The sequence below is a fragment of the Sulfuritalea sp. genome (genome assembly GCF_031426875.1).
Classification (GTDB): Bacteria; Pseudomonadota; Gammaproteobacteria; order Burkholderiales; family Rhodocyclaceae; genus Sulfuritalea.
Genome location: NZ_JASJPC010000039.1, coordinates 18,401 through 40,117, shown reverse-complemented (window position 1 = coordinate 40,117; position 21,717 = coordinate 18,401). Strand labels below are relative to the sequence as shown.

General features: G+C 64.0%; 19 protein-coding genes and 1 pseudogene. 7 read left to right on the top strand and 13 right to left on the bottom strand.

Features of this window, described 5'->3' with window-relative positions; genetic code table 11:
- Positions 1-3: 3 nt before the first annotated feature.
- The 12 genes and pseudogenes from nusA to RMO95_RS16790 form a co-directional block, all read right to left on the bottom strand.
- Entirely contained in the window at positions 4-1,485 is a 1,482-nt protein-coding gene (nusA, locus tag RMO95_RS16845) for a transcription termination factor NusA (RefSeq protein WP_310451811.1), read from the bottom strand.
- 19 nt (positions 1,486-1,504) lie between these two features.
- On the bottom strand, positions 1,505-1,966 hold the full coding sequence (rimP, locus tag RMO95_RS16840) for a ribosome maturation factor RimP (RefSeq protein ID WP_310451810.1): 462 nt from the start codon (positions 1,964-1,966) through the stop codon (positions 1,505-1,507).
- A 121-nt stretch (positions 1,967-2,087) separates the two neighbouring features.
- A complete protein-coding gene (gene rluB, locus RMO95_RS16835; RefSeq protein WP_310451809.1) occupies positions 2,088-2,966 on the bottom strand; it encodes a 23S rRNA pseudouridine(2605) synthase RluB in 879 nt (292 codons plus the stop codon).
- A gap of 259 nt (positions 2,967-3,225) precedes the next feature.
- A pseudogene (gene scpB / locus RMO95_RS16830) lies at positions 3,226-3,762 on the bottom strand (SMC-Scp complex subunit ScpB); the annotation flags it as partial.
- On the bottom strand, positions 3,746-4,495 hold the full coding sequence (locus tag RMO95_RS16825; protein ID WP_310451844.1) for a ScpA family protein: 750 nt from the start codon (positions 4,493-4,495) through the stop codon (positions 3,746-3,748). The gene RMO95_RS16825 and the pseudogene scpB, both read right to left, overlap by 17 nt.
- 137 nt (positions 4,496-4,632) lie before the next feature.
- A complete protein-coding gene (locus tag RMO95_RS16820) occupies positions 4,633-5,835 on the bottom strand; it encodes a tryptophan--tRNA ligase (protein WP_310451808.1) in 1,203 nt (400 codons plus the stop codon).
- A gap of 1 nt (position 5,836) precedes the next feature.
- Positions 5,837-6,481: a site-2 protease family protein gene (locus RMO95_RS16815; protein ID WP_310451807.1), complete on the bottom strand. Its 645-nt coding sequence runs from the start codon at positions 6,479-6,481 to the stop codon at positions 5,837-5,839.
- A 27-nt stretch (positions 6,482-6,508) separates the two neighbouring features.
- Positions 6,509-7,135 (bottom strand): L-threonylcarbamoyladenylate synthase, encoded by a 627-nt coding sequence (locus tag RMO95_RS16810; protein ID WP_310451806.1) that lies wholly within the window; start codon positions 7,133-7,135, stop codon positions 6,509-6,511.
- 83 nt (positions 7,136-7,218) lie between these two features.
- Positions 7,219-8,058 (bottom strand): 3',5'-nucleoside bisphosphate phosphatase, encoded by an 840-nt coding sequence (locus tag RMO95_RS16805; protein WP_310451805.1) that lies wholly within the window; start codon positions 8,056-8,058, stop codon positions 7,219-7,221.
- Positions 8,055-8,924: an alpha/beta hydrolase gene (locus RMO95_RS16800; protein ID WP_310451804.1), complete on the bottom strand. Its 870-nt coding sequence runs from the start codon at positions 8,922-8,924 to the stop codon at positions 8,055-8,057. The genes RMO95_RS16805 and RMO95_RS16800 overlap by 4 nt, the downstream gene beginning before the upstream one ends.
- A 142-nt stretch (positions 8,925-9,066) precedes the next feature.
- Positions 9,067-9,492 (bottom strand): RidA family protein, encoded by a 426-nt coding sequence (locus RMO95_RS16795; RefSeq protein ID WP_310451803.1) that lies wholly within the window; start codon positions 9,490-9,492, stop codon positions 9,067-9,069.
- A 1-nt stretch (position 9,493) separates the two neighbouring features.
- The gene (locus tag RMO95_RS16790; RefSeq protein WP_310451802.1) at positions 9,494-11,797 is read right to left on the bottom strand and encodes a bifunctional salicylyl-CoA 5-hydroxylase/oxidoreductase; all 2,304 of its coding nucleotides are present in this window, start codon (positions 11,795-11,797) and stop codon (positions 9,494-9,496) included.
- A 202-nt stretch (positions 11,798-11,999) separates the two neighbouring features.
- On the opposite strand from RMO95_RS16790, the gene rfbB reads away from it, so the two are divergent.
- The 7 genes from rfbB (at position 12,000) to RMO95_RS16755 (ending at position 20,126) form a co-directional block, all read left to right on the top strand.
- Complete coding sequence (gene rfbB / locus RMO95_RS16785; protein ID WP_310451801.1) at positions 12,000-13,067, top strand: dTDP-glucose 4,6-dehydratase; 1,068 nt, start codon at positions 12,000-12,002, stop codon at positions 13,065-13,067.
- Positions 13,064-13,963 (top strand): glucose-1-phosphate thymidylyltransferase RfbA, encoded by a 900-nt coding sequence (gene rfbA / locus RMO95_RS16780; protein WP_310451800.1) that lies wholly within the window; start codon positions 13,064-13,066, stop codon positions 13,961-13,963. The genes rfbB and rfbA overlap by 4 nt, the downstream gene beginning before the upstream one ends.
- Positions 13,960-14,502 carry a dTDP-4-dehydrorhamnose 3,5-epimerase gene (gene rfbC, locus RMO95_RS16775; RefSeq protein WP_310451799.1) on the top strand — a complete coding sequence of 181 codons (543 nt, stop codon included), beginning with the start codon at positions 13,960-13,962 and terminating at the stop codon, positions 14,500-14,502. Before rfbA ends, rfbC begins: the two co-directional genes overlap by 4 nt.
- Entirely contained in the window at positions 14,499-15,365 is an 867-nt protein-coding gene (gene rfbD, locus RMO95_RS16770) for a dTDP-4-dehydrorhamnose reductase (protein ID WP_310451798.1), read from the top strand. Before rfbC ends, rfbD begins: the two co-directional genes overlap by 4 nt.
- Before the next feature lie 24 nt (positions 15,366-15,389).
- Entirely contained in the window at positions 15,390-17,366 is a 1,977-nt protein-coding gene (locus tag RMO95_RS16765; protein ID WP_310451797.1) for a DNA topoisomerase IV subunit B, read from the top strand.
- A gap of 155 nt (positions 17,367-17,521) precedes the next feature.
- On the top strand, positions 17,522-19,909 hold the full coding sequence (gene parC, locus RMO95_RS16760; RefSeq protein WP_310451796.1) for a DNA topoisomerase IV subunit A: 2,388 nt from the start codon (positions 17,522-17,524) through the stop codon (positions 19,907-19,909).
- A gap of 79 nt (positions 19,910-19,988) precedes the next feature.
- Positions 19,989-20,126, top strand: coding sequence for a hypothetical protein (locus tag RMO95_RS16755; protein ID WP_310451795.1), 138 nt, complete (start codon positions 19,989-19,991; stop codon positions 20,124-20,126).
- Positions 20,127-20,183: 57 nt separating this feature from the next.
- Here the strand turns inward: RMO95_RS16755 and thrC are convergent, their stop codons facing one another.
- Positions 20,184-21,608, bottom strand: coding sequence for a threonine synthase (thrC, locus tag RMO95_RS16750; RefSeq protein ID WP_310451794.1), 1,425 nt, complete (start codon positions 21,606-21,608; stop codon positions 20,184-20,186).
- Between the last annotated feature and the right edge of the window lie 109 nt (positions 21,609-21,717).

Below are 21,717 nucleotides of genomic sequence, written 5' to 3'. Positions count from 1 at the left end.
CTCTCATTCTTCTTCGGCAAACCAGTGGGCACGCGCAACAGTAATCAGCGCCGTCGCCCGCTCGGCATCGATGCCGGTCATTTCCATCAACTCGTCGGTTGCCAGGTCCGCCAATGCATCGCGGTCGGTAACACCGTTCTTTGCCAGCTTCGCCGCCAGCGGCTTGTCCATGCCCTCGAGCGACAGCAGGTCGTCGGCGACCTTATCCATCTGCTCTTCGTCGACGATGGCTTCGGTCAGCAGCACGTTGCGTGCACGATCGCGCAGCTCGGTTACCGTGGCCTCGTCAAAGGCGTCGATTTCGAGCATTTCCGCCAGCGGAACATAAGCGATTTCCTCGAGTGTCGAGAAACCTTCCTCAATCAGGATGTTGGCCACCTCCTCGTCGACGTCGAGCTTTTCGACAAACAGGGCACGGATCGAGCTGTGTTCGGTTTCGGACCGCTTCTGCGACTCTTCGATGGTCATCAGATTGATAGTCCAGCCGGTCAGTTCGGAGGCCAGGCGCACGTTCTGTCCGCCGCGACCGATGGCGATCGCCAGGTTGTCCTCATCGACCACGACATCCATCGCATGCTTTTCTTCGTCGACCACAATGCTCTGCACCTCGGCCGGCGCCAGCGCGCCGATGACGAACTGGGCCGGATCGGCCGACCAGAGGATGATGTCCACTCGCTCGCCGGACAGCTCATTGGTCACCGCCGTGACGCGCGACCCGCGCATGCCGACGCAGGTGCCGATCGGATCGACGCGCGGATCGTTCGACTTGACCGCAATCTTGGCGCGCATGCCGGCATCGCGAGCGGCGGCCTTGATTTCGAGCAGTCCGTCTTCGATCTCGGGCACTTCGAGTTCGAACAGCTTCATGATGAATTCGGGCGCGGTGCGTGACAGGATCAGTTGCGGACCCCGCGCCTGGCGATCGATTTTCATCAGCCAGGCACGCACGCGGTCGCCGGGGCGCAGATTTTCCTTGGGAATCATCTGGTCGCGCGGCAACAGGGCCTCGATGCGCCCGGCCTCGATGATCGCGCTGCCGCGCTCCATGCGCTTGACGGTGCCGCTGACCAAAAATTCCTTTCGATCGAGGAAGTCATTGAGCAACTGCTCGCGCTCGGCATCGCGGATCTTCTGCAGGATCACCTGCTTGGCGGCCTGGGCGCCGATGCGGCCGAAATCGATGGGCTCAAGCCCTTCCTCGATGAAGTCTTCAAGCACGATGTCCGGAATCTGCTTTTGCGCGGCGGCAAGGCCGATCTGCAGTTCGGGATTCTCGACCATGTCGTCGGGCACCACCAACCAGCGGCGGAAGGACTCGTATTCACCGGTTTCGCGGTCTATATCGACGCGCACATCGGCTTCGTCGTTGGTACGCTTCTTCGTCGCGGACGCCAACGCCATTTCAAGGGCGCCAAAGACGATGTCCCGCGGAACATTCTTTTCGCGGGCCAGGGCATCGACCAACAGCAGCAATTCACGGCTCATGTGAGTCCTCCAGCATTAATCAGAACTTCGGCACCAGGCGCGCCCGATCGATATTCTCGAGCGCAAACCGATGCTGTGTTTCATTCACCCGCAGGCAGACCATCTCCACTCCGCCCTCTTCCTGCAATCCTTCAAGTGCACCGCTGAAATTGCGCTGATTGCCCAGCGGAACACGCAGCTTGATCTGCACCTCATGCCCGGCGAAGCGGCGGTAGTCCGCGGGCTTGACCAGCGGACGATCAAGTCCGGGAGATGAGACTTCGAGGCGGTCATAGTCGACGTTCTCGACCATGAACACGCGGCTGAGCTGGCCGCTTACAGCGGCACAGTCTTCGACGCTGATACCGCTCTTGTCCGCCGCCGCACCCTCCGGCCTGTCGATGAAGACGCGCAGCAGCCGAGCCCGCGGACTGGTTTCGAATTCAACCAATTCGTAGCCCAAACCCGTAACAGTCGTCTCAATCAAATCAAGCAGTTGCATACAAATTCACACACTCGCCACACAAATACCGCGCACAAATAGAAAATGGGCCAAAAAGCCCATTCCTTCTCTCTCTCCCGAGAACGGTGCCAACCAAAGGCTAAAGATTATAGCAGAGGCCTCATTTCTCTGCCAAATCAATTCGATTGCCATCGAGATCATCACCGTCGAAACCGTCTTCGTTCTCGAAGTCCCCAGCGTATCCGCCCGGTGCCGTGGTCTTGTGTTCGGCCGGCAGCAATTTCAACAATTCCTGCACCTCGCCCGGCTCCAGATCGCGGCACTGGCCGCGCTTGAGCCGCGGCGAAAGATGCACGGGGCCGTAACGAACGCGCATCAAGCGGCTGACCACCAGCCCTACCGCTTCGAACATGCGCCGCACTTCACGGTTGCGCCCTTCGGACAGAACCACGCGATACCAGCGATTGGCGCCTTCGCCGCCGCCTTCGGCGATCAGGCTGAAACTGGCCAGGCCGTCTTCCAGTTGAATGCCGCTGCGCAAGCGTTCGAGCATTTCGGGGGTCGCCTCGCCCAGCACGCGCACCGCGTATTCGCGCTCGATTTCATAGCGCGGATGCATCATGCGATTGGCGAGATTGCCGTCGTTGGTGAACAACAGCAGCCCGCAGGAATTGAAATCCAGGCGGCCGATGGATATCCAGCGCCCGCTCTTGAGCCGCGGCAGCTTGGCAAACACGCTGGGGCGACCGTCCGGATCGTCCCTCGAAACAATCTCGCCCTCGGGCTTGTGATAGACCAGCACGCGCGGCAGACGCAACTGGAACTTGAGCTGTGCGAGCTTGCCATTGACGCGGATCTTGTCCTCCGGGCCGACGCGCTGGCCCACATGCGCCGGCAGGCCGTTGACGCTGACGCGCCCGGCGACGATCCATTGCTCGAGCTCGCGCCGCGAACCGAAGCCGGCGTCGGCCAAAGCCTTGTGCAGCTTGGGCGGGTCGATGAAGACGGCTTCGGTGCGCCGCCTGGCGTGAGCCGGCAAAGACGAACCACCGCGAATGCGCGGCGCCGCTTCGGCCTGAAGCCGCGGCGAACCTTGCGGCGGCCGGAAGGGACTAGGCTTGCGCGATGGGCGGTTCGGCGAGCCCTTCCGGTTCACGCTCGGTAAGGAGGAGTTGCCCGTCGGCGGGTTCGCCGGGCTGCCATTCAGTTGTTTGCCCTGGTCCTGAGTGGCCGATGTCCGGCTGTTCGGTGCCCGATGCCTGGATCGGGGAGGCTTCGGCGATTGAGGTTTGTCCAAGGTCGATCACCCTTTCAATTTCAGTCAATGGCGGCAGTTCGGTGAGACTGCGCAGGCCGAGGTCATCGAGAAACTTTCTTGTCGTTGCATACAGCGCCGGGCGCCCCGGCGCATCGCGATGCCCCACGGCATCGATCCAGCCACGCCCTTCCAGCACCTTCAGTATGTTCGGCGATACCGCCACGCCCCGCACATCTTCGATGTCGCCGCGCGTCACCGGCTGGCGGTAGGCGATGATCGCCAGCGTTTCCATCACCGCCCGCGAATACTTGGGCGGCTTGTCGTTCTTCAGCCGATCGATGTAGGACTGATACTCGGGGCGGGTCTGGAAGCGCCAGCCGGATGCCAGTTGCACCAGTTCCGCGCCGCGATTGGCCCAGTCACGGCGCAAGTCATCGAGCAGTGTACGCCAGGTATCGTCGTCGAACTCCTCGTCGAACAGCTTTTTCAGCTCGGCCAACGGCAAGGGTTCGGCCGCCACCAGCAACGCGGTTTCCAGGACGCGCTTGTAGTCTTCGGGCTTATATAACGGCAGCATCGGGCAGCTTCACGTATATGGGCGCCATGGCCTCGTTCTGGGTAATCTCGATCAGGGATTCGCGGGCCAGTTCCAGCATGGCCAGAAAGCTCACCACCAGCCCTTGCGCGCCCAGCGTCAGGTCGAACAGCTGGTCGAACACCACGTAGCCGCTGCCCTGCAGGCGGCGCAGGATGATGCTCATGTGCTCGCGCACGGACAATTCCTCGCGGTGGATCTTGTGGTGCTGATGCACGCGCGCCTGTTTCATCAGCGACAGCCAGGCCACCTGCAGGTCATGCAGGCTGACCTCGGGCTGGCGCTCGACGACCTTGTCGGCAATCCATACCGTGATCCATTCGTAATCGCGCCCGGCCTGCGGCATCTCGTCCAGTTTTGCCGCTGAGGCCTTCATGCGCTCGTATTCAATCAGGCGGCGCACCAGTTCGGCACGCGGATCTTCCGGCTCGCCGTTCTCCGCCTTGGGCGGGCGCGGCAGCAGCATGCGCGACTTGATCTCGATCAGCATGGCCGCCATCAGCAGATATTCGGCGGCGAGTTCCAGGTTGCCCTTGCGCATCGCCTCGACATAGACGAGATACTGCGCCGTGAGCGGCGCCATCGGAATGTCCAGCACGCTGATGTTGGCGCGGCGAATCAGGTAGAGCAGCAAGTCCAGCGGCCCCTCGAAGGAATCGAGGATGATCTCCAGCGCATCGGGTGGGATGTACAGGTCGCGCGGCATCTCCGCCATGACCTCGCCATAGACTTTCGGCAGGTGATGCTCGATCGTCTCGCCCGCGGCAAGAGTTGGCGTTGGCGAGACGGCGACCTGAGCGGCGACCTGAGCGGCGAATGGAGCGGCAGTCGGCCCCTGATTCGCGTTTTCGATCACGAGTAGTCGACTCCGATCGCTTCGCGCACGTCGCGCATGGTTTCCTGCGCCAGCTTGCGCGCCTTTTCGCAGCCGTCGGCGATGATGTTCTTGACCAGTTGCGGATCCTCCTCGTACATCTTGGCCCGCTCGCGCATCGGCTCCTGCTCCTTCAGCACGCCCTCGATCACCGGCTGCTTGCATTCGATGCAGCCGATTCCGGCCGAGCGGCAACCGCTCTGTACCCAGCTTCTGACGTCTTCGCCGGAATAGATCAGATGGAACTGCCACACCGGGCATTTTTCGGGATCGCCCGGATCGGTGCGCCGCACTCGCGCCGGATCGGTCTGCATGGTGCGAATCTTCTTGCCGACCGTCTCGGCATCTTCGCGCAGCATGATGGTGTTGCCGTAGGACTTGGACATTTTCTGGCCGTCCAGACCGGGCATGCGCGAGGCATGGGTGAGCAGCGCATCGGGCTCGACCAGGATCATCTTGCGCGTGCCTTCGAGCCAGCCGAAGAGGCGTTCGCGATCGCCCAGGGAGAGGCTCTGCGCCTCGTTCAGCAACTCGTGGGCCTGCTCCAGCGCCTCGCCCTCGCCCTTTTCCTGATATCGCGTGCGCAGTTCGTCGTAGAGCTTGGCGCGCTTGCTGCCGAGCTTCTTGACGGCCTCGCGCGCCTTGTCCTCGAAGCCGGGTTCGCGCCCATACAGGTGGTTGAAGCGGCGCGCAATCTCGCGCGTGAATTCGACATGGGGCACCTGGTCCTCGCCCACAGGCACCTGGTTGGCGCGGTAGATCAGGATGTCGGCCGCCTGCAGCAGCGGATAGCCGAGAAAGCCATAGGTCGTCAGATCCTTGTGGGTCAGCTTTTCCTGCTGGTCCTTGTAGGTCGGCACGCGTTCCAGCCAGGAGAGGGGCGTCATCATCGACAGCAGCAGGTGCAGTTCGGCGTGCTCGGGCACCTTGGACTGGATGAAAATCGTCGCCTGGGACGGATCGACACCCGCCGCCAGCCAGTCGATCACCATGTCGTTGGCGTTGGCGGTGATCGTGCCCGGCTCGTCGTAAGCCGTGGTCAGCGCATGCCAGTCTGCGACGAAGAAGAGGCAGGGGTACTCGTGCTGGAGCTTGATCCAGTTGGCAAGCACGCCGTGATAATGGCCGAGATGGAGGCGCCCGGTCGGGCGCATGCCGGAAAGAACTTTTTCTGCGTACATGTCAAAAACCAAAAAGTATTCGAATCAGGGTGTTGAACACCCGCAACAAGGGCCGCAGGATGGTATCCAGCACCCCCAAAAATAGCAATGCCAGCAGGATCGGAAAGCCCCAGCGTTCCAGCTGGGAAAATTTCCACGCGGCGCGCGGCGGTAGGAGGCTGACCGCAATGCGTCCGCCGTCCAGCGGCGGCAAGGGCAGCAAGTTCAACACCATCAACACGCCGTTGATACTGATGCCGACCCTCGCCATTTCCTTCAGGGCTTCGGCATAAATCATCTCTGGACTACCGATCGCCAGCTTCAATACCAGTGCCCAGAACAGCGCCATGAGCAGATTTGCGCCCGGTCCGGCCGCGGCGACCCAGAGCATGTCCTGCTTGGGGCGGCGCAGGTTGCCGAAATTCACCGGCACCGGCTTGGCCCAGCCGAACAGCAGGCCTCCTGCCGAAACCAGCAGAATCAGCGCCGGCACCAGCAGGGTTCCCACCATGTCGACATGGCGCAAGGGATTCAGGCTGATGCGCCCCATCTGCCAGGCCGTCGGATCGCCGAAGTGCCTTGCTGCATAGCCGTGCGCCGCCTCATGCAGCGTGATGGCAAAGATGATCGGCAGGGCGGAAATCGCCAGCGTCTGGATAACGTTCATGGAAGGGGTCGATTTTAGCAGACCGCGTCATTCGAGCCCGAAGGGCGCCAGCGGCCCCTGGCCGGCGCGCACCAGTTCCGGCTGGGCGCCGGTCAGGTTGATCACCGTCGTCATCGCCGTGCCGCACTGGCCGGCATCGATCACCAGATCGAGCAGTTTTTCCAGGTGCTCGCGGATTTCGTCGGCATCGGCCAGCGGCGCCTCCGACCCCGGCAGGATCAGCGTCGAGGTCAGCAGCGGCTCGTCCAGTTCCTCCAGCAGCGCCAAAGCCAGCGGATGATTCGGCACGCGCAGGCCGATGGTCTTGCGCTTGGGGTGCAGGAGCCGCCGCGGCAGTTCGCGGGTGCCTTCCAGAATGAAGGTATAGCTGCCCGGCGTGGAGGCCTTCAGCAGGCGATACTGGGCATTGTCCACCCGCGCATAGGTGGCGATCTCGGACAGGTCGCGACACATCAGGGTGAAGTGATGCCGCTCGTCCACCCCGCGGATTCTGCGGATGCGATCGAGCAGCGGCGCATAACCGGCGACGCCCGCCAGCGAGTAAGCGGCATCGGTGGGCATGGCTATGAGTCCGCCGCTCCGGGCGATTTCCGCGGCCTGCTTGATCAGGCGCGGCTGCGGATGCTCGGGATGAATGTGGAATAGCTGGGCCATGCCGGGAACCGGGAACGGAAGACGAAGCGCGGGATTTTACCGGCCCTTTGCGCCGTCGGCATGAAGTCTTCGGTCCGATGCAATCAGAGCTGCGTCCAGACCGGCGTCAGGCCCTCGGGCAAGTCGGGCATTTTCCCCAGGTCGATCCAGCTTTCGCCCGGTCCGTGGAAGTCCGAGGCCCGTGAGGCAAGGAAGCCAAACTCGCGTGCGATACGCGAGAACTCCCGCACCTCGTCGTCCTTGTGCGAACCCGACAGGACTTCGATGCCGCGCCCGCCAAGATCCTTGAAGACGCCGAACAATTCGTGCCGCTCCGCTCGCGACAGCCGGTAGCGGCCCGGATGGGCGATCACCGCGATGCCGCCGGCGCCGACTATCCAGCGCAGCGCGTCTTCGAGCGTCGCCCAGGCGTGCTCGACATAGCCCGGCTTGCCCTTGGCCAGCCAGTAGTCGAACACCGACTTGACGTCCTTGGCATGCCCCTGCTCGACGATGTAGCGGGCGAAATGCGAACGGCTGACCAGCGCCGGATTGCCGGCGTGACGCAATGCGCCTTCGTAGGCGCCATGGATGCCCACCTTGTCCAGTTCCGCCGCCATGCGCCCGGCGCGCGCGTCGCGCCCGCTCCTGATCTGCTGCAGTCCCACACTCAATGCCGCATCGGCGGGATCGACGGCAAGGCCGACGATATGCACGGTCTGGTCGTCGCCCCAGGAAATCGAGATTTCGACGCCATCGACGAAACGCAGGCCGACCTCGTCCGCCGTCGCGCGCGCCTCAGCCAGCCCGCCGAGTTCGTCGTGATCGGTCAGCGCCAGCAGTTCGACGCCATTGGCATGGGCGCGGCGCACCAGGTCGGCCGGCGGCAGCAGGCCATCGGAGACCGTCGAATGGCAGTGGAGATCGGCGTTGAGCGGCTTCATGCGGCGAAAAATTCCTCGATCAGGCGTGCCACCTGTTGTGGCTGGTCATGCTGCAGATTATGGCCGCTGCCTTCCAGCGTCACCTCGCGCACATCACGGAAACAGGCGATGCGGCTGCGGTAGTCGGCGGAATCGACGGCGAACAGTTGCTTGAAAATGAAGGAGTCCGCCGCCGTGACCCAGAGCACGGGCGCCGTCACCCGGCGCCAGATCGCCATGGCCTCTTCGACCCGATAGATGGTCGGATTGACCCAGCGATGAAAGGGATCGGCTGCCAGGTGTATGCCGCCCGCCCCATCGTCCTCGCCCATGTGCTGCGCCAGGAAAGCCGCGTTCTGGTCCGACAGGCGCGGGTTTTCCTTCTGCAGCCGCGCGGCAAACGCCGCGCGATCGGGATAGGAGCGGAAGCTCGGCGTGTCGCGCAGCTGGTCGAGCCAGTTCACATAACGCTCCGGCGCCTCGTCGGGCGTGTAGCGGCGCAGGCCCAGACCCTCCAGATTGACCAACTGGCAGATGCGCTCAGGGCGCAGGCCGGCGTACAGACAGGCCGCGTTGCCGCCCAGGCTGTGCCCGACCAGACGCACCGGCGCCTGCGGCGAATAGTGCAGCAGCAGGGCGTCGAGATCGGCGATGTAGTCGGGGAACCAATAGACGTCATTGTTCCATTCCGACAGGCCAAAACCGCGCCAGTCGGGCGCCACCACGCGCCAACCCTTTTGCAGGGCATCGACCACGAACTGCCAGGAGGCCGACACATCGCACCAGCCGTGCAGCAGCACCAGCAGGGGCGCCGACTCGCCGCCCCAGATGCGCACATGCAGGCGTCGGCCGCGGATTTGAAGGAATTCGGAATGACAGGATTTCATGTTCCCATTTTAGCTCCGGCCGCTGCGCTTAACGTCGATAAGGCCGACGTTATGTCCCCGGCGTCCTCGCCGGAGACGGTATCCCGGGATAGCCTTCACTGAAACTTCGTTTTAGCTCCGGCCGCTGCGCCAAGCCGCGCAATCAGTCGGGAATAATGGCGGTGGCTTCGATTTCGACGCGGGCCGCGTCTTCCATCAGGCCCGCCACCTGCACCGCCGTCATCGCCGGAAAATTGCGCCCGATGACTTCGCGATAGGCGCGGCCAAGCTGCGGATAGGCCGCCAGATACTCGCGCTTGTCGAGCACATACCAGGTCATGCGAATGATGTGCTCGGGCCTGCCGCCGGCCTCGGCGAGAACGGCGACGATGTTCTGCAGCGCCTGTTTTGCCTGTTCGGCAAAATCGCTGCTGTGAAAGCGGCACTGGCTGTCCCAGCCGATTTGCCCGCCGATGACCACGCTGCGGCCGCGTGCCGCAATCCCGTTGGAATAGCCCTTGGGTGCCGCCCATCCGGCGGGTTGCAGGATCTGGATGTCCGACTGCGGCGCGAGCTGTGGCGTGCGCATGTCAGGCATTCAGCGCGAGCTGGGCCGCGCGCTCCAGATTGCGTTCGAGCTGGACTTTGCCGCCCTGATACTGCTTCGGCCAGGGTATGTCCTTGACGCCTTGTTCGGCGGCGGCATGCAGGGTCCAGGCCGGATCGGCCAGATGCGGGCGCGCCAGGGCGCAGAGATCGGCGCGGCCGGCGGCGATGATGGTATTGACGTGGTCGGCTTCGAAGATGTTGCCGACGGCAATGGTCGGCACCTGCAACTCGTTGCGGATCTGGTCGGAAAACGGCACCTGGAACATGCGGCCATAGACCGGCGCCTCTTCCTTGCTGACCTGGCCCGAGGAGACGTGGATGATGTCGGCGCCCGCCGCCTTGAACAGGCTGGCGACCGCGACCGAATCGTCCGGGGTGTTGCCGCCGGCCACCCAGTCGTGGGCCGAGATGCGCACCGACATCGGCTTCTCGGCCGGCCAGACCTCGCGCATGACGCGGAACACTTCCAGCGGATAGCGGCAGCGGTTCTCCAGGCTGCCGCCGTACTCGTCCGATCGCAGGTTGGTCAGCGGCGAAATGAAAGACGACATCAGGTAGCCGTGGGCGGCATGGAATTCCACCATGTCAAAGTTGGCGCTGACGGCACGGCGCGTGGCGGCGACGAACTCGGCCTTGATGCGATTCATGTCGGCGCGGTCCATCGCCCGCGGCGTCTGCGAGATGCCGGGCAGGTAGGGCAACGGCGAAGGCGCCAGCAGCGGCCAGTTGCCGGATTGCAGCGGCTGGTCGATGGCGTCCCAGGCCAGGCGGGTGGAGCCCTTGCGCCCGGCGTGGCCGATCTGCAGCGACACCTTGGTCTCGCCGTTGGCGTGGATGAAGTCGACGATGCGCCGCCAGGCCTGCTGCTGCGCGTCGTCCCAGATTCCGGTGCAGCCCGGCGTGATGCGGGCATCGGCGGCAACGCAGGTCATTTCGGTGACCAGGAGCGCCGCGCCGCCCATGCCTCGGCTGCCGTAATGGACCAGATGGAAGTCGGTCGGCATGCCTTCTGCGGCGGAATACATGCACATCGGCGAAACCACGACGCGATTGCCCAGGGTCATGCCGCGCAGGCTGAAGGGCGTGAACATCGGCGGCACGGGAGTCGTCCCGGCCGAGGTTGGCAGGCCGCAGCGGGCGGCGAACCAGCGGTCGAAATCGTCGGTGTAGGCCTGGTCGCGCAGCTTCTGGTTGGCATGGCCGACGCGCTGGCTGCCGGTGAGCACGGCGAAGGCGAACTGTTCCGGCTCCATGCCGACATAGCGGTCAACCTCCTCGAACCAGGTCATGCGGTTGCGCGCCGCGCTCTGCAGCTTGAGCGCCTCGATTTCGCGCTCCGCCTGATAGCGCGCCAGGCGGGTCGGCACGTCGCCTTCGGTGCTGTTCAGCACCGCAACCAGCGAGCGCGCGTCTTCCATCGCCAGCTTGGTGCCCGAGCCGATGGTGAAATGCGCCGTGTGCGCCGCATCGCCGAGCAGCACGATGTTGTCCTTGAACCAGCGCTCGCAGAGCACCCGGTTGAACTTCAGCCAGACCGCCGAACCGCGCAGATGGCGCGCATTCGAGATCAGGCGCGCACCTTTGAGCATGTCGGCGAACAGTTCCTCACAGAAGGCGATCGACTGGTCGGGGTCCATCTGGTCGATGCCGGCCTTGAGCCAGGTTTCTTCCGGCGTCTCGACGATGAAGGTCGCCCATTCCTCGTTGAACTGGTAGGCGTGCAGGTTGAACCAGCCCCACTGCGTCTCCTTGAAGGCGAAGGTGAAGGCGTCGAGCTTGATCTTGGTGCCGAGCCAGATGAAGCGGTTCTTGCGCACGTCGATGCGCGGGTTGAAGTGGCTCGCGTACTTGGCGCGCGTGGTCGAATTGACGCCGTCCGAGCCGATTACCAGGTCGTATTCCCGCGAGTAGTCGTCCGGGTCCCTGAACTCGGTCTCGAACTTGAGCTTGACGCCGAGTTCGCGCGCGCGGGCCTGGAAGATCTGCAGCAGCTTGAGGCGCCCGATGCCGCAGAAGCCATGGCCGCCGGACACCATGCGCCGGCCCTTGAAGAACACGTCGACGTCGTCCCAGTGGTGGAAGTTGCGCTCGATTTCCGCGACCACCTGGGGATCGTCCTGACGAAAGCCGTCCATGGTTTTGTCGGAGAACACGATGCCCCAGCCGAAGGTGCTATCCGCTTGATTGCGTTCGATAACGGTAATGTCGCTGGCAGGATTGGCCTGCTTCATCAGGATCGAGAAATACAATCCGGCGGGACCACCGCCCAGACAAACGATGCGCATTCCAATCTCCTTCTGCAGTGACATTACATACGGTTGCGATATTTTATATCTAAACTATTTTTCAGGTCAAGCCCGCAGCGAATCCTAGTCCCAAACCTGCCCGGACCGCGGCGCAGATGCCGCCCCGGTCGGGGACATATTTTGATCGAATACAATAGCGCCTCCGCGTTGGCCGCGATGCCCACACATTCCCTGAACTGCCATGAAAACCCTCTTCATTACCGGCGGCGCCGGCTTCATCGGCTCGGCCCTGATACGCCTGCTGATCGCCGGGAGCGACTGGCGCATCGTCAATATCGACAAGCTGACCTATGCCGGCAATCTCGAATCCCTGGCCGGCCTCGCCGATCCCGAGCGTCACGTGTTCAGCCGTACCGACATCTGCGACCGGGCCGCACTGGACACGCTGTTCATCGACCATCAACCGGCCGGCGTGATTCATCTGGCCGCCGAATCGCATGTCGACCGCTCGATCCACGGCCCCGGCGACTTCATCGAAACCAACATCAACGGCACCTATACCCTGCTCGAAGCGGCGCGCGCCTACTGGTCGCTGCTCGAACCGGAGGCCAAGGCCGGCTTCCGCTTCCACCACGTCTCGACCGACGAGGTCTTCGGCTCGCTGGGCGCGACCGGTCTCTTCGTCGAAACCAGCCCCTACCAGCCGAACTCGCCCTATTCGGCATCCAAGGCTGCCTCCGACCATCTGGTGCGCGCCTGGCACCACACCTACGGCCTGCCGACGGTGATCACCAACTGCTCGAACAACTACGGCCCCTGCCAGTTCCCGGAAAAGCTGATCCCGCTGATGATCCACAACGCGGTGTCGGACAAGCCGCTGCCGATCTACGGCAAGGGCGACAACGTGCGCGACTGGCTCTATGTCGATGACCACGCCCGCGCGCTGCGCCTGGTGTTCGAGCGCGGCCTCCCGGGCGAGACCTACAACATCGGCGGCCACAACGAGAAGACCAATCTGGACGTGGTCGATACGCTGTGCGCCCTGCTCGACGAACTCAAGCCGCGATCCGACGGGCGCAGCTACCGCGCACAGAAGATCTCGGTGGCCGACCGTCCCGGCCACGACAAGCGCTACGCCATCGACGCCGGCAAGATCCAGCGCGAACTGGACTGGACGCCGCAGGAAAGCTTCGAGACCGGCATGAGGAAGACCGTGCAGTGGTATCTGGACAATCCGGCCTGGGTCGCCCATGTCGTCTCCGGCGAATACCGGCAGTGGATGGATCGCAACTACGGAGACCGCACATGAGCCGCCTGCCCCAGACTACCCGCGGCATCATCCTCGCCGGCGGCTCGGGCACCCGGCTGCATCCGGTGACCTTGGCCGTGTCCAAGCAGCTCTTGCCGATCTACGACAAGCCGATGATCTACTACCCGCTGACCACGCTGATGCTGGCCGGCATCCGCGAGATCCTGCTGATCTCGACGCCGCTGGATACGCCGCGCTTCGAACAACTGCTGGGTGACGGCTCGCAATGGGGCATAAGCATCCGCTACGCGGTGCAGCCCAGCCCGGACGGCCTGGCGCAGGCCTTCATCATCGGCCGCGATTTCGTCGGCGACCATCCTTCGGCGCTGGTGCTGGGCGACAACCTGTTCTACGGCCATGATTTCGGCCAACAGTTGCAGCATGCCGCAAGAGTTGATGCTGGCGCCACGGTGTTCGCCTACGCCGTGAGCGACCCCGAGCGCTACGGCGTGGTCGAGTTCGATGCGACGGGACGCGCCATCAGCATCGAGGAAAAGCCGAAAGCGCCGAAGTCGCGCTACGCCGTCACCGGCCTCTACTTCTACGACAAGCAGGTCTGCGACATTGCCGCCGGGCTCAAGCCTTCGCCGCGCGGCGAACTGGAGATCACCGACCTCAACCGGATCTATCTCGAACAAGGCCAGCTCAAGGTCGAGATCATGGGCCGCGGCATGGCCTGGCTCGACACCGGCACCCACGAGTCGCTGCTCGAAGCCGGCCAGTTCATCGAGGTCATCGAAAAGCGCCAGGGCCTCAAGGTGGCCTGCCCCGAGGAAGTGGCCTGGCGCCAGAAATGGATAGACGACGCGCAACTGGCCAGGCTCGCCGAGCCGCTGGCCAAGAGCCAGTACGGCCAGTATCTGCAGAATCTGCTGACGCAGGAGGTGCGCGGATGAAGGCGATTCCGACCGCGATCCCCGATGTGCTGTTGCTGGAACCCAAGGTATTCGGCGACGACCGCGGCTACTTCTACGAGAGCTGGAACAAGCGGACCTTTGCCGAACTCGGCATAGACGCCGATTTCGTCCAGGACAATCACTCCAAGTCGCAGAAGAATGTGCTACGCGGCCTGCATTACCAGATCGAACACGCCCAGGGCAAGCTGATCCGCGTCACCGCCGGCGCCGTCTACGACGTGGCGGTCGATCTGCGCCGCTCCTCGCCGAGCTTCGGGCAATGGGTGGCCTTCACGCTGTCCGCCGAGGACAAACGCATGGCCTGGATACCCCCGGGCTTCGCCCACGGCTTCTGCGTCACTTCGGACGCCGCCGAGTTCCTCTACAAGACCACCGACTACTGGAGTCCGGCGCACGACCGCACGCTGCTCTGGAACGACCCGCAACTGGCGATTCCCTGGCCGCTGACGGCAGAGCCGCTCCTGGCGGCCAAGGACGTGACCGGCACGCCGCTGGCCCAGGCCGAAACCTTCGCATGAGAATCCTGCTCACCGGCGCCGCCGGACAGCTCGGCCGCGAACTGAAGCGCTCGCTGGCCTGCCTCGGCGACGTGATAGCCCGCGACCGTCAGCAACTCGATCTCGCCCAGGCCGATGCACTGCGCACGGCCGTGCACGCCGCAGCGCCCACCGTGATCGTCAATGCCGCCGCCTATACCGCGGTCGACAAGGCCGAGACCGAGCCGGCCGTGGCCGACGCGATCAATGCCCTGGCCCCCGCCATCCTCGCCGAGGAAGCCAAACGGCTCGGCGCCCTGCTGATCCATTATTCGACCGATTACGTCTTCGACGGCAGCAAGACCGCGCCCTACACTGAAGACGACGCGCCAAACCCGCTGGCCGCCTATGGCCGCAGCAAGCTGGCCGGCGAGCAGGCGATAGCCGCTTCTGGCGCTCGCCACCTGATTTTCCGCACCAGCTGGGTCTACGGCCTGCACGGCGCGAATTTCCTGAAGACCATGCTGCGCCTGGGCAGAGAACGCGACGAATTGCGCGTGGTCGATGACCAGTTCGGCGCCCCGACCTGGACCCGCCATCTGGCCGATGCCACGGCCCTGATCCTCGCCCGCAAGGAAGTCCCCAACGGCCTTTACCATCTCGCCGGAGCCGGCGAAACCAATTGGTACGGCTATGCCGAAGCCATTTTCGCCGAGGCGCAACGCAGCGGCCTGATGAACAAGTCGCCCGTGGTGCACCGTATCGCCAGCGCCAACTATCCACTGCCCGCGCCGCGGCCCGCCAATTCGCGGCTGGACTGCGCGAAATTCCGGCGCGACTTCGACCTGGCCCTGCCCGACTGGCGCACCGGCCTGATCGATTGCCTCGCCGACGCACGTTTCTAAGAACTTTCAATCCAACAGAGACCCATGGCTGTCACCCCCACCTACGACGAATCTTCCTTCCGCGTCCTCAAGGGACTGGAGCCGGTGCGCGAACGCCCCGGCATGTACACCCGCACCGACTCGCCGGCGCACATCATCCAGGAAGTCATCGACAACTCGGCCGACGAAGCGCTCGGCGGCCATGCCAAGAACCTGCACGTGCTGCTGCACCTGGACGGCTCGATCACGGTCACCGACGACGGCCGCGGCATCCCGGTCGGCCTCCATCCCGACGAAAAAGTTCCCGTGGTGGTGCTGGCCTTCACCCGGCTCCATGCCGGCGGCAAGTTCGACAAGAGCTCCGGCAATTCCGCCTACGCCTTTTCCGGCGGCCTGCACGGCGTCGGCGTGGCCGTGACCAACGCGCTGTCCACCCGCGTCTCGGTCGAGGTGCGGCGCGAAGGAAAGATCTGGGCCATCGAGTTTTCCGGCGGCGGAGAGAAAGTCGGCGCACTTGCCGAGATGGGCAGCTGCGGCCGCCAGAGCGGCACCCGCGTGCGCGTCTGGCCCGATCCGAAATACTTCGACGCGCCCAAGGTGCCGCCCGCCGAACTCGAACGCCTGCTGCGCTCCAAGGCCGTGCTGCTGCCCGGCGTCAAGGTGCGCCTCGACATCGAACAGGCCGACGGCAGCGTTCAGTCCAAGACCTGGAGCTACCCGACCGGCCTCGCCGGCTACCTGACGGAACAGGCCGGCAATGCCGAAGCGGTCGCCCCGCTGTATGCCGCCGAGAAATACGCCGACGCCGACCATGCCGACTTCGCGGCGGGCGAAGGCGCGGCCTGGGCCATCGGCTGGCATGTCGAGGCGGTCGCCTCCGAGTCCTTCGTCAACCTGATTCCGACGGTGGCCGGCGGCACCCACGAATCCGGCCTGCGCGCCGGCACCTTCGAAGCCGTCAAGTCCTTCATCGAGCACCGCGCGCTCTTGCCGCGCGGCGTCAAGCTGCAGCAGGACGACGTCTGCAGCCGCATGGCCTTCGTGCTCTCGGCGCGCATCCTCGATCCGCAGTTCCAGGGCCAAGTCAAGGAAAAGCTCAATTCGCGCGAAGCCGTCAAGCTGGTTTCCAGCATGATCCGCGACCCCTTCGAAATCTGGCTCAACCAGCATGTCGAGGCCGGCAAGGCGATCGCCGAAATCTCGATCCGCCAGGCCCTGGCGCGGCAGAAGAATGCGCAAAAGGTCGAGAAGCGCAAACAGTCCGGCGTCGCCGTGTTGCCGGGCAAGCTCTCCGATTGCGAATCGACCGACATCGCCGAGAACGAGCTGTTCCTGGTCGAGGGCGACTCCGCCGGCGGCTCGGCCAAGATGGCGCGCAACAAGGAAACCCAGGCGATCCTGCCGCTGCGCGGCAAGGTGCTCAACTCCTGGGAAGTCGAAGCCGGGCGGCTCTTCGCCAACAACGAAATCCACGACATCGCGGTGGCCCTCGGCGTCGATCCGCATACGGCAGACGCGGTGCCCGACTTCTCCAACCTGCGCTACGGCAAGGTCGTCATCATGTCCGATGCCGACGTCGATGGCGCCCATATCCAGACCCTGCTCTTGACCCTGTTCTACCGCCACTTCCCGGGACTGATCCGCAACGGCCACATCTTCATCGCGCAGCCGCCGCTGTACCGCATCGACGTTCCGGCCTCGGGCAAGAAACGCCCGGCGCGGCGCCTGTATGCGCTGGACGAGGGTGAACTGGTGGCGATCAAGGACCGCCTGATCAAGGAAGGCATCCGCGAAGACGCCGTCGAGGTCGGCCGCTTCAAAGGCCTCGGCGAAATGAATCCCGACCAGTTGCGCGAAACCGCGATGGCGCCGGCCACACGCCGCGTGGTGCCAGTCTCCGACCTGCCCGAAGCCGACGCCGACACCCAGAAACTTTTCAACCTGCTGATGGGCAAGGGCGAAGCCTCTTCGCGCCGCGCCTGGATGGAAGAAAAGGGCCACCTCATTGAAGCGGATATTTGAAAGACCATGAAATTCAAAATCGATTCAGCCACAGAGATCACAGAGGACACAGAGAAAAGCCTTCGGGCCATCGACACGACTCTATTGTCACAGCTGAAAAGGAATTGCTTTACCTCTGTGACCTCTGTGCCCTCTGTGGCTAAAAGGTTTTCTGCATGAACAACGACACCCCCGACCTGTTCGACGAACCCGCGCCCGCCGAGGCCGCGCCGGCCAATCCGCCGCCGCCTCCCGCCGTACCGCCAGCGCCAACTCTCTTCGCCGGCAACGGCGACGGCAGTTCGCTGCCGCTCGCCGGCTACGCCGAGCGCGCCTACCTCGCCTATGCCATGAGCGTGGTGCGGGCGCGCGCCCTGCCGCAGGTTGAGGACGGCCTCAAGCCGGTGCAGCGCCGCATCCTGCACGCCATGAACGAGATGCGCCTGGCGTCCAGCGCCAAGCACGTCAAGAGCGCGCGCGTGGTCGGCGACGTGATCGGCAAGTACCACCCGCACGGCGACACCAGTGTCTATGACGCCATGGTGCGCGTGGCGCAGGACTTCACGCTGCGCTATCCGCTGGTCGACGGCCAGGGCAATTTCGGCTCGCGCGACGGCGACGGCGCCGCGGCCATGCGCTATACGGAATGCCGCCTGACACCCTTCGCCGACCTGCTGCTGGGGGAAATCGATCGCGGCACGGTGGACTTCATCGCCAACTACGACGGCTCGATGACCGAGCCGCAACTGATGCCGGCGCGCCTGCCGGTGGTGCTGCTGAACGGCGCCTCGGGCATCGCGGTCGGCATGGCCACCGAAATCCCGCCGCACAACCTGCGCGAAGTCGCCGAAGCCGCGCGCCTCTTGATCAGAAAGCCCGAGGCGGTGCTCGAAGAAGTTTTGGCAGTCATGCCGGGACCGGATTTCCCCGGCGGCGGCCAGCTCATCTCGACCCCGGCCGACATCCGCGATGCCTATGCCGCCGGCCGCGGCAGCTTTCGCATGCGCGCGCGCTGGCGCATCGAGGAACTCGCGCGCGGCCAGTGGCGCGTCATCGTCTACGAATTGCCGCACGGCGTTTCGGTGGCCCAGGTGCTGTCGGAGATCGAGGGCCTGACCAACCCGCAACCGCGCGCCGGCAAGAAGGACGTCAGCCAGGAACAGAAGAACCTCAAGGCCCTGGTGCTCGGCGTGCTCGACAGCGTGCGCGACGAGTCCAGCGACCAGCAAATGGTGCGCATCATGCTCGAACCCAAGAGCTCGCGCATCGCGCAGGACGAGTTCATGGCCGTGCTGCTGGCGCATACCAGCCTCGAATCCAGCGTCTCGGTGAACCTGACCATGGTCGGCCGCGATGGCCGGCCGCAGCAGAAGAACCTACTGACCATCCTCCACGAATGGATCGCCTTCCGCTTCGCCACGGTCGAGCGCCGCACCCGCCACCGCCTGGCCGAGGTGCTGCGCCGCGTGCATATCCTCGAAGGGCGCATGACGGTCTTCCTCAAGATCGAGGAAGTGATCCGCTGCATCCGCGAATCCGACGAACCCAAACCCGACCTGATCGCGCGCTTCGGCCTCACCGAAATCCAGGCCGAGGACATCCTCGAAATCCGCCTGCGCCAATTGGCGCGCCTCGAAGGCATCCGCATCGAAAAGGAACTCGGCGAACTGCGTACCGAGCACGGCCAGCTCAACAAGCTGCTCGACTCGCGCCAGGAAATGACCAGGCTGATCCAGAAGGAAATCAATGATGACGCCAAGCGCTTCGGCGACGAGCGCCGTACCCTGCTGGAAGCCGTGACGCCGATCTCGCAAGGCGAGATCGCCGCACCCGACGAGCCGGTCACCGTGATCATCTCCAAGAACGGCTGGGTACGCTCGCGCCAGGGCCATGGCCTCGATGCGTCCGGCATCACCTACAAGACCGGCGACTTCCCCTGGCTGGTGCTGGAGACGCGCACGATCTGGCCGCTGATCGTGATCGACAGCAACGGCCGCAGCTACAGCGTCAGGGTTTCCGAACTGCCCGGCGGCCGCGGCGACGGCGCGCCGCTCAACACCATGATCGACTTCCAGGAAGGCGGCAAACTCGCGCAAGTGCTGACCGCCGCGGCGGAGAGCAAATATCTGGTGGCCGGTTCAGGCGGCTACGGCTTCGTCGCCAGCGTGGCCGACATGGTCGCGCGCAACAAGGCCGGCAAGGCCTTCCTGACTCTCGACAAGGCCGAGAAGCCGCTGGCGCCGGCACCCGTGCTCGGCGACAGCGTCGCCGTGCTGACCCAGGGCGGCCGGCTGCTGCTGTTCCCGCTGGCCGAACTCAAGGAAATGGCCAAGGGCAAGGGGCTGATGCTGATCGACTTGACCAAGAACGACGAACTCGTCGGCGTCGCCGTGAGCGGGGGCGAGACGCTGTTGATCGGCGGCACCGGACGCGCCGGAAAGATGGTCCAGCAGCCTCTCGATCTGCGCGCCCAGGCTGCGTTCCGCGGCGCCCGCGCCCGGCGCGGGCAGGAAATTCCATTCAAACTAAAAGCCGCGAGCCTGAACTTGACATCCAGTCATTGATGCTAGAATCTTCAAGAAATAGGCCTAGTGTTATCCGCTCGTTGCATTTCCGGATGGCTGCCGCCCACGGAGAAAAACAATGCTCTTCATCCTCTACTACATCATCGCCATCGTCGTGCTGGTCATGCATTTCACCGGAATGCTGGCGCGCTACAACATGGAATGGCTGATCCTGGTACTTGCCGTGACCGTGTTTCCGGCGGTCATCTACTTGTAGCGCCCGGTCCGCCGCAGCACCCGCGCCAGTTCCCTGGAATCGGCCGCGGGTCTTGCTCTAGCAGTGGCGGACTATGATGTTCTTTACCTGATCCAAGGCCGCGTCGACCACCTCGACCCTCTGCGGCAAATTCTCGATACCTTCCAGTTCCACCGGCCGCGCCGGATCGCGGCCGAGCGCCTCCTGTATCGTCTCGGCAAACTTCACCGGCTGGGCCGTTTCCAGCACGATCATCGGCACACCGGCGACCCGCTGCTCCCGTGCCACCTTGACGCCGTCCGCCGTGTGCGTGTCGATCATCTGCCCGTAACGCTGCCAGACATCGCGTATCGTCGCCAATCGATCCGCATGTGAGCTGCTGCCGGAAACGATGCCATAGCCCGGCAGGCGCGCGGCGAAGGGGCCGCCGGCGAGACTGAAACTGCCGCCGGCATCGACCTCGCGCCATAACTTGCGCACCATCGCCGCATCGCGGCCGACCAGATCGAAAATGAAGCGCTCGAAATTCGAGGCCTTGGAAATGTCCATCGATGGACTCGATGTCACATGGGTTTCCGCCGTGGCGCGCGGCCGATACACGCCGCTCTTGAAGAACTCGTCGAGCACGTCGTTCTCGTTGGTGGCCAGCACCAGGCGCGCGATGGGCAGGCCCATCATGCGCGCAATGTGGCCGGCGCAAATGTTGCCGAAATTGCCCGAGGGCACGCAGAACGCCACCTGCTCACTGTTTGACCGGGTCGCCTCGAAATAGCCCTTGAAGTAATACACGACCTGGGCCGCGACGCGCGCCCAGTTGATCGAATTCACCGCGCCGATCTTGTATTTCGCCTTGAACCCGGCATCGTTCGACACGGCCTTGACGATGTCCTGGGCGTCGTCGAACATGCCGCGTACGGCGATGTTGAAAATGTTCGCGTCCTGCAGCGAATACATCTGCGCGCGCTGGAAGGCGCTCATCCGTCCTTCGGGCGAAAGCATGAACACCTTGACGCCGTGCTTGCCGCGCATCGCGTATTCCGCCGCCGAGCCGGTATCGCCCGAAGTCGCGCCGAGGATGTTGATGGTTTCATTGCGCCGGTCGAGCACGTACTCGAACAGGTTGCCGAGCAACTGCATGGCCATGTCCTTGAAGGCCAGCGTCGGCCCGTTGGACAGTTCCAGCAAGTGGAAATCGGGCTCCAGCGAGGTCAGCGGCACGATGTCCTGCGCCTTGGCCGAATCTCGGCTCCAGCGATAGGTCTGCGCCGTATAGGTCTTGTCGCAAATCGCCTTGAGGTCCGCGGCCGGGATGTCGGTGATGAACAGGCCGAGGACGCGGAACGCCAGCTCGGCATAGGACAGCCCGCGCCATTCATCGAGTTGTCCGGCCACCTGGGGATAGGCTTCAGGCAAGTAAAGCCCGCCGTCGGGCGCCAGGCCGCCGAGCAGGATGTCGCAGAATTCTTGCGGCTCTGCGCCGCCGCGGGTGGAGATGTATTTCATGTCGGAAGGAGAATGGTCAGTGGAACTGGATCGAAATTGGTGATCGGAATGTTATCGGGAACAAGCAAAAGTTGACGCTGGCGGGACGGCGATGCACGTCGTGTATCAA